Origin of the sequence: Rummeliibacillus sp. NPDC094406 (assembly GCF_044763875.1) — a bacterium.
Lineage (GTDB): Bacteria > Bacillota > Bacilli > Bacillales_A > Planococcaceae > Rummeliibacillus.
In genome coordinates, this window is sequence record NZ_JBIWGZ010000009.1 from 46656 (window position 1) to 59534 (window position 12879).

13 protein-coding genes and 1 other annotated feature (1 of these 14 cut by a window edge) are annotated in these 12879 nt (G+C 36.5%); of the genes, 2 read left to right on the plus strand and 11 right to left on the minus strand.

What is annotated here, in order from left to right:
• Window positions 1–201: a binding site (T-box leader), on the minus strand (it extends 27 nt beyond the left edge of the window).
• 50 nt (window positions 202–251) lie between these two features.
• The 10 genes from gltX to ACIQ4I_RS18845 form a co-directional block, all read right to left on the minus strand.
• On the minus strand, window positions 252–1712 hold the full coding sequence (gltX, locus tag ACIQ4I_RS18800) for a glutamate--tRNA ligase (RefSeq protein ID WP_403098835.1): 1461 nt from the start codon (window positions 1710–1712) through the stop codon (window positions 252–254).
• Window positions 1713–1790: 78 nt separating this feature from the next.
• Entirely contained in the window at window positions 1791–2267 is a 477-nt protein-coding gene (gene ispF, locus ACIQ4I_RS18805; RefSeq protein WP_403098838.1) for a 2-C-methyl-D-erythritol 2,4-cyclodiphosphate synthase, read from the minus strand.
• Window positions 2268–2269: 2 nt separating this feature from the next.
• Window positions 2270–2956, minus strand: a complete 687-nt coding sequence (ispD, locus tag ACIQ4I_RS18810) for a 2-C-methyl-D-erythritol 4-phosphate cytidylyltransferase (protein ID WP_403098840.1) — start codon at window positions 2954–2956, stop codon at window positions 2270–2272.
• Between the two features lie 72 nt (window positions 2957–3028).
• The gene (locus ACIQ4I_RS18815) at window positions 3029–4126 is read right to left on the minus strand and encodes a PIN/TRAM domain-containing protein (RefSeq protein WP_403098843.1); all 1098 of its coding nucleotides are present in this window, start codon (window positions 4124–4126) and stop codon (window positions 3029–3031) included.
• Window positions 4127–4262: 136 nt separating this feature from the next.
• The gene (gene radA, locus ACIQ4I_RS18820; RefSeq protein ID WP_397536599.1) at window positions 4263–5639 is read right to left on the minus strand and encodes a DNA repair protein RadA; all 1377 of its coding nucleotides are present in this window, start codon (window positions 5637–5639) and stop codon (window positions 4263–4265) included.
• A gap of 118 nt (window positions 5640–5757) precedes the next feature.
• Window positions 5758–8196, minus strand: a complete 2439-nt coding sequence (locus tag ACIQ4I_RS18825; RefSeq protein ID WP_403098845.1) for an ATP-dependent Clp protease ATP-binding subunit — start codon at window positions 8194–8196, stop codon at window positions 5758–5760.
• A 28-nt stretch (window positions 8197–8224) separates the two neighbouring features.
• Window positions 8225–9304, minus strand: coding sequence for a protein-arginine kinase McsB (gene mcsB / locus ACIQ4I_RS18830; protein WP_403098847.1), 1080 nt, complete (start codon window positions 9302–9304; stop codon window positions 8225–8227).
• Window positions 9294–9860: a UvrB/UvrC motif-containing protein gene (locus ACIQ4I_RS18835; protein ID WP_403098850.1), complete on the minus strand. Its 567-nt coding sequence runs from the start codon at window positions 9858–9860 to the stop codon at window positions 9294–9296. The genes mcsB and ACIQ4I_RS18835 overlap by 11 nt, the downstream gene beginning before the upstream one ends.
• 13 nt (window positions 9861–9873) lie before the next feature.
• Complete coding sequence (locus tag ACIQ4I_RS18840) at window positions 9874–10344, minus strand: CtsR family transcriptional regulator (protein ID WP_403098852.1); 471 nt, start codon at window positions 10342–10344, stop codon at window positions 9874–9876.
• Between the two features lie 164 nt (window positions 10345–10508).
• On the minus strand, window positions 10509–10826 hold the full coding sequence (locus ACIQ4I_RS18845; RefSeq protein ID WP_403098855.1) for a magnetosome magnetite crystal formation protein family: 318 nt from the start codon (window positions 10824–10826) through the stop codon (window positions 10509–10511).
• A gap of 146 nt (window positions 10827–10972) precedes the next feature.
• Between ACIQ4I_RS18845 and ACIQ4I_RS18850 the strand changes: the two genes are divergently transcribed.
• Both ACIQ4I_RS18850 and corA read left to right on the plus strand, forming a co-directional pair.
• The gene (locus tag ACIQ4I_RS18850; protein WP_403098857.1) at window positions 10973–11218 is read left to right on the plus strand and encodes a hypothetical protein; all 246 of its coding nucleotides are present in this window, start codon (window positions 10973–10975) and stop codon (window positions 11216–11218) included.
• A gap of 205 nt (window positions 11219–11423) precedes the next feature.
• Window positions 11424–12386, plus strand: coding sequence for a magnesium/cobalt transporter CorA (corA, locus tag ACIQ4I_RS18855; RefSeq protein WP_403098858.1), 963 nt, complete (start codon window positions 11424–11426; stop codon window positions 12384–12386).
• A 77-nt stretch (window positions 12387–12463) separates the two neighbouring features.
• On the opposite strand, the gene ACIQ4I_RS18860 is transcribed toward corA, so the two are convergent.
• Window positions 12464–12655, minus strand: coding sequence for a hypothetical protein (locus ACIQ4I_RS18860; RefSeq protein ID WP_403098860.1), 192 nt, complete (start codon window positions 12653–12655; stop codon window positions 12464–12466).
• Window positions 12656–12879: the final 224 nt, after the last annotated feature.

The window sequence follows — 12879 nt, forward strand, 5'->3', positions numbered from 1 at the left end:
CACTCTGGTTGGAAGCATTACAAAACACTTCCCGCTTGAACGTTTTTAACGGTGACGAACCGACTAAGCCTACTAAAATAACTTTCAACCTAGCACTCAGAGGTGCATTTCTGCTTTACATTGGCCCAGACCACTTTCAGCCGCTGATGGTCCTCTCTTTGAGAGCATGTGCCGCATACTTCTCCTCTTCAACGTTTTTTTCTCATTTGTAAGCTTTATTGTACAATGAAGTAGAAAAAAAGCAAACAAAATTATTTTACATATTTTTCAATGCGGTTAAGAACTGTTTCTTTACCTAGTAATACAAGTGCATCATTTAATTCTGGGCCATGCATTTCACCTGTTGTAGCAACACGGATTGGCATGAAAAGGTTTTTACCTTTGTGACCAGTTTCTTTTTGAACAGCTTTGATAGCTTTTTTGATTTCTGCAGGTTCAAATTCTTCTAAAGCTTCAAGTTGTACTTTAAATGCAGCCATTACTTCTGATACTTGTTCCCCAGCTAAAACTTCTTTTTCTTCATCATTATATTCAAGTTCTTCTGTAAAGAACATTTGAGATAACTCTACGATTTCAGCACCGAAGCTCATTTGTTCGTGATAAAGGCCGATTAATTTACCAGCCCATTCAGCTTCTTCAGTTGTTGGATTTTCTGCTACTAAACCTGCTTTTTGTAAGAATGGCAAGCATAGTTCAACCACATGTTCAGGAGATAATTTTTTCATGTATTGGTTGTTCATCCATTTTAATTTATTTGTATCATACATAGATGGTGATTTAGTAAGACGTTTTTCATCGAATTGTTTGATTAATTGTTCTTCCGTAAAGATTTCTTCTTCGCCTTCCGGAGACCAGCCAAGTAATGCTAAGAAGTTTAACATCGCTTCAGGTAAATAACCAAGGTCTTTGTATTGAGAAATGAATTGGATAATAGATTCATCACGTTTTGAAAGCTTTTTATGATTTTCATTAACGATTAATGTCATGTGACCAAAGCGCGGTGCTTCCCAGCCAAATGCGCGGTAAACCATTATTTGTTTTGGTGTGTTAGATAAGTGCTCTTCACCACGGAATACATGTGTCATTTCCATCATTTGGTCATCTAATACTACGGCGAAGTTATAAGTTGGGATACCGTTTGCTTTCATGATAACCCAGTCACCAACGTCTTTTGATTCAAATGATACTTCACCACGAATTAAGTCATCGAATCTGTATGTTTCGTTTTCTGGTACTTTGAAGCGGATTGTGTAAGGCGTGCCAGCTACTTCTTTTTCCGCTACTTGTTCAGCAGATAAATGACGACAAGTACCGTTGTACATTGGTGCTGCAACACCATTTGCACGTTGAGCTTCACGTTCAGCTTCTAATTCTTCTGAAGTACAGAAGCATTTGTATGCCATGCCCATATCGATTAATTTTTGAGCATATTCTTTATAGATATCTAAGCGTTCCATTTGACGATAAGGAGCATAAGGACCGCCGATTACTGGTGATTCTACTGGGTGGATACCTAACCAAGCTAGGTTTTCGATTTGTGACGCTTCGCCACCCTCAATATTACGAGCTACGTCTGTATCTTCAATACGCAGAATGAAATCTCCGTCATAATGTTTTGCATATAAATAATTGAATAGTGCTGTACGTGCGCCACCAATGTGTAAATGTCCAGTTGGGCTTGGTGCATAACGAACACGAACTTTGTTAGTCATGATTAAAATCCTCCTATTTGTCGTTCAAAAATTCAACTTTTTTCATTTTACCACTGCAAGTATAAAAATTAAAGGAAGTCAATTTTTTATAAGTAAAATTGTTGCCATTGCAGCAATTCCTTCTTCACGTCCAGTAAAACCAAGCTTTTCAGTAGTTGTCGCTTTGACATTAACTTGAGATGGATCTGCATGCAAAAGTTCTGCAATGTGATTACGCATTTGTTCAATATACGGTGCCATTTTTGGACGTTGTGCCATAATTGTACAATCCACATTTCCTAAAGAATAGCCTTTATCTTCTACGATTTCCCAAATATACGCTAGTAATTTTGAAGAATCTGCATCCTTAAAAGCTGGATCAGTATCAGGAAAATGATGACCAATATCTCCTTCTCCAATCGCACCAAGTGCTGCATCTGTTACTGTATGTAACAAAACATCGGCATCTGAATGGCCTAGCAATCCTTTTTCATGAGGAATCGTAATCCCTCCAATTATTAATGGACGTCCTTCAGCAAACGCATGTACATCAAAACCTTGTCCTACTCGAAACATAGTTATCCTCCTATACGTTGACTTAGAATGGCTTCACCAAAAACTAAGTCCTCTTTAGTAGTTATTTTAACGTTTTCGTAACTACTTTCAACAATATATACAGATTGTCCTAAACGTTCAACGAGCATCGCTTCATCAGTGCCTAAGAAATGATCTTCTTCTGCTTGCTGTTCTGCACGTTTTAACACTTGAAAATCAAATGCTTGAGGTGTTTGAATCATCCACAGACTTGAACGGTCTACTGTTTCTTCAATAACACCATCTTTTACTCTTTTCATCGTATCCTTAGCCCGTACGCCTGCAATTGCCGCACCTTTGGTATGAGCAGCTTCTACCAATTTATGAATAATCGGTATTGTAATAAAAGGGCGTGCTGCATCATGTACTAAAACAATGTTACCGTCTTTTACTTTTTTCACACAGGCGTTTACACTATGTTGACGTTCTGAGCCACCATCAGGTAGTCCTTTTACTTTTGTAATATGAAATTTCTCTAAAAGTGTTTCTATATATGAACGCTCTTCAGGTTTTACAGCCAACCAAATGCCCTTACATGCTTCATCTTGTTGAAAAACCTCTAATGTATGTATTAAAATGGGCTTTTGACGCAACTCCAAAAATAATTTGTTTTTTCCTGCAGCCATCCGTTTCCCACTACCAGCAGCTGGTAGAATCACATCATATTGCATTGTACCATTTTCACTTCCTCATCAATGAAAAGGACAAGGTATAAGTACACCCTGTCTCTTTCATATTTTACACTATGCTGTTCTTCCATTTTGTTTTGGTTTTGCAAAAATCATTCGACCTGCAGATGTTTGTAACACACTCGTTACTGTCACAACGATTGCTTGACCAATAAAAGATTTTCCTTCTTCTACAACAATCATTGTCCCATCATCTAAATATGCTACACCTTGGTTGTGCTCCTTACCATCTTTAATAACAATTACATTCATTTCTTCACCTGGAATAACAACCGGTTTCACAGCATTTGCTAAATCGTTAATATTTAGCACCTTTACATTGTGCAAATCGCATACTTTATTTAAATTAAAGTCATTTGTTAAAATCTGTCCACCCATTTTCTTTGCTAGGCGTACTAATTTTAAATCAACTTCTTGTATATCTTCAAAATCGACTTCTGTAATTAACACTTGTGAAGCTCTTTCGTCTTGAAGCTTTCTCAAAATATCTAAACCACGACGACCTCTTGTACGCTTTAATGTATCTGAAGAGTCTGCTATATGTTGTAACTCTGTTAAAACGAATTGAGGAACAACCAAAACCCCTTCAACAAAACCTGTTTCAGAAATATCGGCGATACGTCCATCTATAATCACACTTGTGTCTAAAAGCTTATACATTGAACCTAGAAATTCCGATTCCTCTGCTGACTTTTTCTTTAGTCCACTTTGTGAAGACTTACCAGATGTGAAGACATTAATTAATTCATCACGTTTTTTGAAACCTACTTGGAACCCAAGATACCCCAATACAATAGATAACAAAACCGGTAATATTGTTGTGATAAAAGGAATTTTAATACTATCGATTGCAAATCCTACTAAATACGCAACAATTAATCCAACGATCAATCCTAACGTACCAAACAATAAATCTCCCACAGGTGCCTTTAACAATTTTTCTTCCATCCATCGAATAAATTTCACAAAATAATCCGAGAACATAAACGAAAAACCAAATAATATTAAAGCGCCAATCGCAACAGAAGTATACGGATTATTTAACCATGGGTTTGAGGATAAATGAATCAATTCGTATAATGGCGGTAATATAAATAAACCCATCGTTCCCCCGATAAATAGAAACGCAATTTGGATAATTCTCTTTAGCATTAAATGCACCTCCCTTTAATAATTAATTATACATAGATTTCCTTAAAAACGCTTTGAAAACCCCTTTAATACAATCTATGTCATAAAGGCATTTACATAGACATTAAACGACAAAAAAGCCGTTCAATATCTTATCTTATAATTCCTTAAAGCTCAACTTTAATGCTTGGTTCACAGTATCTACACCAAGCACCTCAATGTCACTTGGATAATCCCAACCACCTAAATTAGATGCTGGTATAATAGCGCGTTTAAAACCTAATTTAGCAGCTTCTTGCACACGCTGTTCAATACGGGAAACACGACGTACCTCACCTGTTAAACCTACCTCGCCAATATAGCAATCCATTGGTTTTGCAGCAATATCTTTAAAACTAGAAACAATACTTACTAATACAGCTAAATCAATTGCAGGTTCGTCTAACTTTACTCCACCAGCCACTTTAATATAAGCATCCTGAGCTTGTAGTAACATACCCATTCTTTTTTCTAACACAGCCATTAACAACGAAATTCGGTTCTGATCAACACCTGTTGCCATTCTTTTTGGGTAGTTAAAGCTTGATGGTGTTACAAGCGCTTGAATTTCTACTAAGATCGGGCGTGTCCCTTCCATAGATGCAACAACGGTTGAACCTGGTGTGCCTTGCGATCGTTCTTGCAGAAACAACTCTGAGGGGTTTAACACTTCTTTTAAACCGTTCTGTAACATTTCAAAAATGGCAATCTCATTCGTAGAACCAAAACGATTTTTTTGACTACGTAAAATTCGATACGTATGATGACGTTCACCTTCAAAATACAACACGGTATCTACCATGTGTTCTAAAATACGAGGGCCAGCAATTTGCCCCTCTTTCGTTACATGTCCAACAAGGAAAATGGCAATATTCTTTGTCTTTGCAATTCTCATAAATTCCGCTGTACATTCACGAACTTGAGATACGCTCCCTGGTGCACTTGTCACATTTGGATGGTATACAGTTTGAATTGAATCCACAATAACAAACTTTGGTTGAACTTCTTCAATTGTTTGATTCAAAAATTCTAAATTTGTTTCCGAGTAAATATAAAGTTCCGGAGATTTGACTCCAAGTCGTTCTGCTCGTAACTTTGTTTGACGAACAGATTCCTCCCCTGAAATATAAAGAACTCGGTGACCTTTATTGGATAGTAATGCTGATACCTGTAGTAATAACGTGGATTTACCGATACCCGGATCCCCACCGATTAAGATAAGTGAACCTGGAACCACTCCACCTCCTAGGACGCGATTTAATTCTTTAAGTTCCGTCTCTATTCTTGGGGCTTCTTCTGATTCTACAGAAATAATAGGTGTTGCCTTTTGCGAGACATTTGTAGAATGTTGGAACGCTCCTCTTGGCCCTTTAGAAACAACCTCCACTTCTTCGACCATCGTATTCCATTCCCCACACCCAGGACATCTACCTAACCATTTTGGTGATTCGTAACCACATGAATTACAAAAGAATTTCGTTTTCTTTTTAACCATATTTCCTCCCATTAGAAAGTATTTCTCTTTTTCTTATATTATAAAACAAGGCATTCCAAATTTCTTATTTGGAATGCCTTGCAAGGCGTTAATTAACAGAATCGCCATAACGCATACATTATTTTGTTACTAATTCTTTTACATCTACAACGAATTGATCATCCTTAACATCAAAAACAACGCGTTGTCCTGTTAATATAGTTCCTTTTAAAATTTCCTCAGAAAGGCGATCTTCCACATGTTTTTGGATAGCACGACGCAATGGACGAGCTCCGTATTGTGGATCATATCCTTCTTTCGCAATTTTTTCGATTGCAGCTGGTGTTAACTCAAGTGTTATATTTTGTTCTTCTAGACGTTTTGTTAATGTTTTCGCCATTAGAACAACAATTTGATTTAGTTCTTCTTTTTCTAAAGAGTGGAAAACAATCATTTCGTCGATACGATTTAAAAACTCAGGTCGAAATGCCTTTTTCAATTCTTCCATCATAACGTTTTTAACATTTTCTTGACTTTGTGTTGCGCTTTGTGAACCAAAACCTAGAGATTTACGGTATTTTAATTCCTCTGCCCCAATATTAGAAGTCATAATAACTACTGTATTACGGAAATCAACAACGCGTCCTTTAGAATCTGTTAAACGCCCATCATCAAGTACTTGTAATAAAATATTGAAAACATCCGGATGTGCTTTTTCAATTTCATCAAGTAAGATAACAGAATATGGCTTGCGACGAACTTTTTCTGTTAGTTGACCACCTTCATCGAAACCTACATAACCTGGAGGTGAACCTACAAGACGTGAAGTCGAATGTTTTTCCATGTATTCGGACATATCAACCCGAATCATCGCATCCTCATCACCAAACATTACTTCTGCTAACGCACGACCAAGCTCTGTTTTACCGACACCGGTTGGACCTAAGAATATAAATGAACCAATTGGACGTTTTGGATCTTTTAATCCAGCTCGCGCTCGACGAATAGCTCTAGAAATTGCTTCAACTGCTTCACCTTGGCCAACGACGCGCTTGTGTAGTTCTTCTTCAAGATGTAGTAATTTTTCGGATTCTGCTTGTGCTAGTTTTGAAACAGGCACTCCTGTCCACATTGATACGACTTCCGCAATATCATTTACTGTTACTTTTGATTCTGCTTTGCCTTGCGCTTCTTTCCATTCTTTTTTTGTTGTATTTAATTTGTCTTTTAGTTTTTGTTCTGTATCACGCAATGATGCAGCTTTTTCAAATTCTTGTGATTGTACTGCAGCCATTTTCTCAGAATGTAGGGAATCTAATTGTTGTTCTAATTCCTTCAAGTCTGGTGGTGTTGTGAATGAACGTAAACGTACTTTTGAACCTGCTTCATCAATCAAGTCAATTGCTTTATCTGGTAAAAAGCGGTCTGAAATATAACGATCTGACATTTTTGCAGCGGCTTCAATTGCTGCGTCTGTAATTTTCACACGGTGATGTGCTTCATAACGATCACGTAAACCTTTAATAATTTGGATTGCTTCTTCCACAGAAGGTTCATCCACTTGAATTGGTTGGAAACGACGTTCAAGTGCTGCATCTTTTTCGATGTATTTACGGTACTCATCAAGTGTTGTAGCACCGATACATTGTAATTCACCACGAGCAAGAGATGGTTTTAAAATATTGGATGCATCAATGGCACCTTCTGCACCACCTGCACCAATTAATGTGTGTAATTCATCAATAAATAAGATAACATTACCTGCTTGGCGGATTTCATCCATTACCTTTTTCAAGCGATCTTCAAATTCGCCACGATATTTAGTACCCGCCACAACGGTACCCATATCTAAAGTCATGACGCGTTTGTCTCGCAATGTCTCTGGTACTTCATTGTTAATGATTTGTTGAGCAAGGCCTTCAGCAATTGCCGTTTTACCAACACCAGGTTCACCAATTAAAACTGGGTTATTTTTTGTACGTCTAGATAGTACTTCAATTACACGTGTTATTTCTTTGCTACGACCAATAACAGGATCTAAGCTTCCTTCTCTAGCAATTTGAGTAAGGTCACGCGCTAAGCTATCTAAAGTTGGTGTATTCGCTGCTGGAGCAGTATTATTATTTGCTTGTGGATGATCACTGCTACCTAAAAGTTGTAATACTTGTTGGCGTGCTTTATTTAGGCTTACTCCTGCATTATTTAATACTCGCGCTGCTACACCTTCACCCTCGCGAATTAGTGCTAGCAATAAATGTTCTGTACCAATGTAGGAATGGCCTAACTTACGAGATTCATCAACTGATAACTCGATTACTTTTTTAGCACGGGGTGTGTAATGTACAATAGGACCAACATTTTTTGTACCCATACCAACTAATTCTTCAATACCTTCTTCAATCATTTCAGAACTTACATCTATTGCTTCTAGCGCTTTTGCAGCGATTCCGCCACCTTCACGAATTAATCCTAACAGTATATGCTCGGTACCAATAGCTTCGTGTTTCATACGAATTGCCTCTTCTTGCGCAAGTTGTAAAACTTTTTGTGCACGCTGTGTAAAACGATTGTACATCATGAATATCCTCCCCTTCTTCACCGTTATACTATTGTTTAGAATCTGTATTATTAAATTGCAATTGTTCTCTAATTATAGATGCGCGGTATACATCTCTTTCATTTGTTTGGAGTGTTGTACCCGCATGTTGTTGTAAAAAGCCTGGTTGCATTATTAACATGCATTCATTTAAGATACGATCTGGAATCGTTGGGATAAGCCCTAAATCTATGCCCAATCGGACATTTGACAAACAATTCGCTGCTTCTTCGCTCGATAAAATTCTGGCATATTTTAAAACACCTAATGAACGATTCAAACGGTCAGACACAGCGACGGATGCATGCTCTAATAACGCTCGTCTTGCATCAATTTCCTTCTGGATGATTTGTTCAGCTACACTTTGTAAATCTAAAATAATATCCTCTTCAGGCTTTCCAAGTGTAATTTGATTCGAAATTTGATAATAGTTACCGACAGCTTCTGTTCCTTCTCCATAAATCCCTCGTACAACCATACCTAATCGTGCCATTGTATTGATAAGTGAACCCATTTGGTTCGTTACTGTTAAAGCTGGTAAATGCATCATCACAGACGCTCTTAAACCCGTGCCCGTATTAGTCGGACAACTTGTTAAGTAACCAAATGAATCATCAAAGGCATAAGGTAATTTGTTTTCTAATAAGCGATCTACTTCATCTGCCAAGTGATATGCTTTATCTAGTTGCAAACCTGGTTGTAAGCATTGAATTCGGATATGATCCTCTTCATTTACCATAATACTAATTGTTTCGTCTTCTGATACTAAGATTGATCCAGATTTTGTTTTATTTGCTAGTTGTGGGCTAATTAAATGTTTCTCCACTAACACTTGTCGTTGTAGTGCCGGCATATCATAGAGTGAGAAATAAGAGAACGGTATATTAAATTTTTCATCCCCATCAATAAGAGCATTCGATACCATTTTATCGATTTGTAAGGATTCTTCCTCTGAAAAAGCCCTTGGAAAACGGAAACCTGTTAAATTTCTTGCTAATCGAATACGTGTACTCATTATGATATCTCCATAATCAATATCGCCGCGCATCCAAATAGGTGGTTTACTTTTAAGAAAGTGGTCAATGTTCATCCCTTCCCTCACCTCCTACTTGTAGCTTTTTTTCTAATGCACGAACTTGGTCTCGAATGTTTGCCGCATCTTCAAAACGCTCTTCTTCAACAGCCACTTTCATATCTTGACGTAAAGCTTCAATCTGCCGTTTCATTTGATAACTTTCATTTATAGAGCCTGGAACTTTTCCTATGTGTTCTGTTGCACCATTATGCAGACGCTTTAGCACTTGCGGTAGCTGTTCTTTAAATGTATCGTAACAAGTTGGACAATTAAATTTGCCTTCTTCTAAAAACTTTCTATATGTCATTCCACACTGAGGACAGCTTTCATTTTGTACTTTAGCCTGTGTATTACTAATTGGTACTGATTGCACAGACCAGCTAGGTGTTCCAAACCAATTTGAAAATAATTTTTGCATTGCATTCGGACTTTCATCTGAATCAAGGTTCAAGTGAAAGTGATCTAATTGCTTGTTGCATACATCACAGAAGTGTCTCGTAACTTTTTTGCCGTTTTTCATCTGTGTAACTGTGATAGTAGCGGGTCGCTGTTTACAATTTTCACAAATCATCTCTTGCACCTCTTTACGTTTGCTTATCATACTTTAACGCTAGTAACATTGCATGCAAAATTCGTGCGCGTAACTCATCTCGCGCAGGCAAATTAATGCACAGCACTGAACGATCAAGGGCCGCAATCATCATTTTCGCTTCTCTACGAGTAATTACATCTTCATCAATCAAACGGAAAATATAGTCTTGTGCCATCGTTTGAGAAATAGAATCACCAACCTGATGCAAAATTTCGTTAATCAATTCTGCTTCTGAATCAGCCTTTATGCGTAATATTCGAATATAACCGCCACCACCACGTTTGCTTTCAACTAAATACCCACGTTCTGCAGTAAATCTTGTATTAATAACATAATTTATTTGAGATGGTACACATTGAAATTTATCTGCAATTTCGCTTCGCTTGATTTCAATATGACCTTTACCACCTAATTCAATAACTTCCTTCAAATACCCTTCTATAATGTCAGAGATATTTCGCATTTTAGCTTCCACCTCACTTACATCACTGACTTTGACTATCTTTGACTATATTATATAAGGTCATAAAAAATGACGCAAATATTCTGCATTCTTCTTTTGATTTTTACATCATACTATACACAAAAAGCATACCGCTACATGCAGTATGCTCATTAATTAACGTATTAAATCCATTTTCCAACAATCGGATATTCCCATGTTTCACCTTTCAATGCCTTAACAATACCGATGATCGGCACAATAACCACCATAAGTCCAAATATGATCATCATTGGGATACCAATAATGGCCAATATGATTGTAATTGTCAAAATTCCCCCAATAATCACCAATAACCACATAACAAATTGGAATAATAACGCTTGAACGGATAAACGTTTAACTTCCTCGTCTTTTATAAAAATAAAGAAGAGAATCGGTACTAAACATGGCGCAAAAAATGCACTTGCATGTAATATTACTTTCAGTCCTTTTTCTTCCACTTTCAATCACTCACTTTCAATTCACCGTTATAACTAATTTACGTTGTACATTTCGAATAGTTTCATTCTTTAGAATTTTTTTGTTGGAACATTTCAGGTTACTTTGCGTCTTTTCTAATATCACATAGTAAGGGGGATTTTCTCCTATGAAGAAGGCTTTTTTGTTAGTAGGAATAATTCTGATTAGCTTACTCATTTTCATTGGCATGCCATACTGCTTATTAAAAAGCTCCCTTATGCATGATTGCAATGAACAAACAACAACATGTACCAAAACAATTCAACATAAACTATCTCGTACTACTTCAGACCACTCTAATTCACGAGATTCCTATATATTAGAAAAAGTTTCAACTAGTACACCTTTTAAACAATGGCTAGTTAACCATTAATTAAACTTTTACAAAAGCTCCTCTTATGAGTGGCTTTTTTTAATTTTAGGGCTTCGTTAGACTGACGGTTGTCTTTTGTGCTTTTTCTCCTGCGGTTACTCATAGCATAAAACAATTACTATAGCAACAGATGAATAAAATTCATGGCAACCTTGACCTTTTTGTGAGAGGATAGGAATAACAACAGTTGAAATGAGGAGTAGCTATGATTCGAACGCTTGGAGTGACAACTGACCAACAACTTAAAATGGATTTTCCATTAGAAGAAATTAAAGAGGGAAAATTTGATTGGTATTGGGTAGATTTTGAAAAGCCTAGTGCTTCGGAAGATGTCCTATTAGATCAATTCTTTCATTTTCACCCACTTGCCATTGAGGATTGCTTAATGCGATTACAGCGTCCAAAATTAGACTATTATGATGATTATCATTTCCTTGTTGCACATAAGATTAATGAGGAAACTTTTGAAGCCGAAGAAGTAAACTTGTTCGTATCTCCTAATTTCGTCGTTACTTATCACAAATCATCCGTCCCAGAATTTGATGTTGTTCGCAAACGCTTGATGAATCGACCTCAGACATGGGAACGAGGAACCTTATTTGTGATGTATCAAGCGATTGATAAAATTGTCGATAGTTATTTCCCAATGGTCTACAATATTGAGGATCATTTAAATGAAATTGAAGATCAATTAAATTATCAAAACAGCACTAAGTCTATGCGCTATGTATTTGACTTAAGAAGTGATTTACTTCATATAAGACGTACTATCTTACCGATGCGTGATTTACTTTATCGAATATTAAATTCTTACCGTTTCCATCTAGATGAACAGGAACGTGCCTATTTCGGCGATATTCATGACCATTTAGTCAAGTTAACCGAAATGGTGGAATCTAATCGTGAACTAACGGCAGATATGCGAGATAGTCACATGTCTGTAAATGCTAGCCGCATGAATGGTATTATGATGATTTTGACGATCATTTCATCTATATTTATTCCTTTAACATTCATTGCTGGCGTATATGGCATGAATTTTAAAAATATGCCCGAACTAGAGTGGCATTATGGCTATTTTATCGTCTTATTAATCATGTTAGGCATTGCTATTTCAATGCTTGGCTGGTTCAAATATAAAGGCTGGTTTAACTTATTTAAGCCCTAAAAAACACATCATTAATTGTTCTAGAATACTAACAATTAGTGATGTGTTTTTTATAGTAAAATCTGGTTTTAATGAGTTTACTCTTCTTTATCTTTTAAGCCAAACATAATAAACGATAAAATATATGTTACAACTGTTGCACCCACCGTAATCATAATACGATGATTCATTGGTACTGCCGTGTAATTTGAATTTAGCAACATCATTGAAGACACCGCAACAACGGCCGCTAATGGTAATGCAAATTTCATACCTCGCTGTTTATCCATTTCGAGTACATTCCTTTTTCCTAATGTTTTCTTTATTGTAGCACGCTAACATATTTACCGTAACTTGAAAACAGCATAAATTTCTTGTTTTAACTGAAAATATATAATAGTTTGTAACAATGTTTTCATTAATAGAAATCATTTCGTCTAGATCTTTAATCATAGTTAAATTTCCAATTTTACCTGATAGATGAACTCCAAAAGCTTCAAATTACTTAGGTCAA

Bases quoted from the DNA above. Each gene is read 5' to 3' on its own strand.
- gltX (WP_403098835.1), bottom strand. From the start codon at position 1,712: ATGACTAACAAAGTTCGTGTTCGTTATGCACCAAGCCCAACTGGACAT.
- radA (WP_397536599.1), bottom strand. From the start codon at position 5,639: ATGGTTAAAAAGAAAACGAAATTCTTTTGTAATTCATGTGGTTACGAA.
- ACIQ4I_RS18860 (WP_403098860.1), bottom strand. From the start codon at position 12,655: ATGGATAAACAGCGAGGTATGAAATTTGCATTACCATTAGCGGCCGTT.
- ispF (WP_403098838.1), bottom strand. From the start codon at position 2,267: ATGTTTCGAGTAGGACAAGGTTTTGATGTACATGCGTTTGCTGAAGGA.
- ACIQ4I_RS18840 (WP_403098852.1), bottom strand. From the start codon at position 10,344: ATGCGAAATATCTCTGACATTATAGAAGGGTATTTGAAGGAAGTTATT.
- ACIQ4I_RS18850 (WP_403098857.1), top strand. From the start codon at position 10,973: ATGAAGAAGGCTTTTTTGTTAGTAGGAATAATTCTGATTAGCTTACTC.
- corA (WP_403098858.1), top strand. From the start codon at position 11,424: ATGATTCGAACGCTTGGAGTGACAACTGACCAACAACTTAAAATGGAT.
- ispD (WP_403098840.1), bottom strand. From the start codon at position 2,956: ATGCAATATGATGTGATTCTACCAGCTGCTGGTAGTGGGAAACGGATG.
- ACIQ4I_RS18815 (WP_403098843.1), bottom strand. From the start codon at position 4,126: ATGCTAAAGAGAATTATCCAAATTGCGTTTCTATTTATCGGGGGAACG.
- ACIQ4I_RS18825 (WP_403098845.1), bottom strand. From the start codon at position 8,196: ATGATGTACAATCGTTTTACACAGCGTGCACAAAAAGTTTTACAACTT.
- mcsB (WP_403098847.1), bottom strand. From the start codon at position 9,304: ATGAACATTGACCACTTTCTTAAAAGTAAACCACCTATTTGGATGCGC.
- ACIQ4I_RS18835 (WP_403098850.1), bottom strand. From the start codon at position 9,860: ATGATTTGTGAAAATTGTAAACAGCGACCCGCTACTATCACAGTTACA.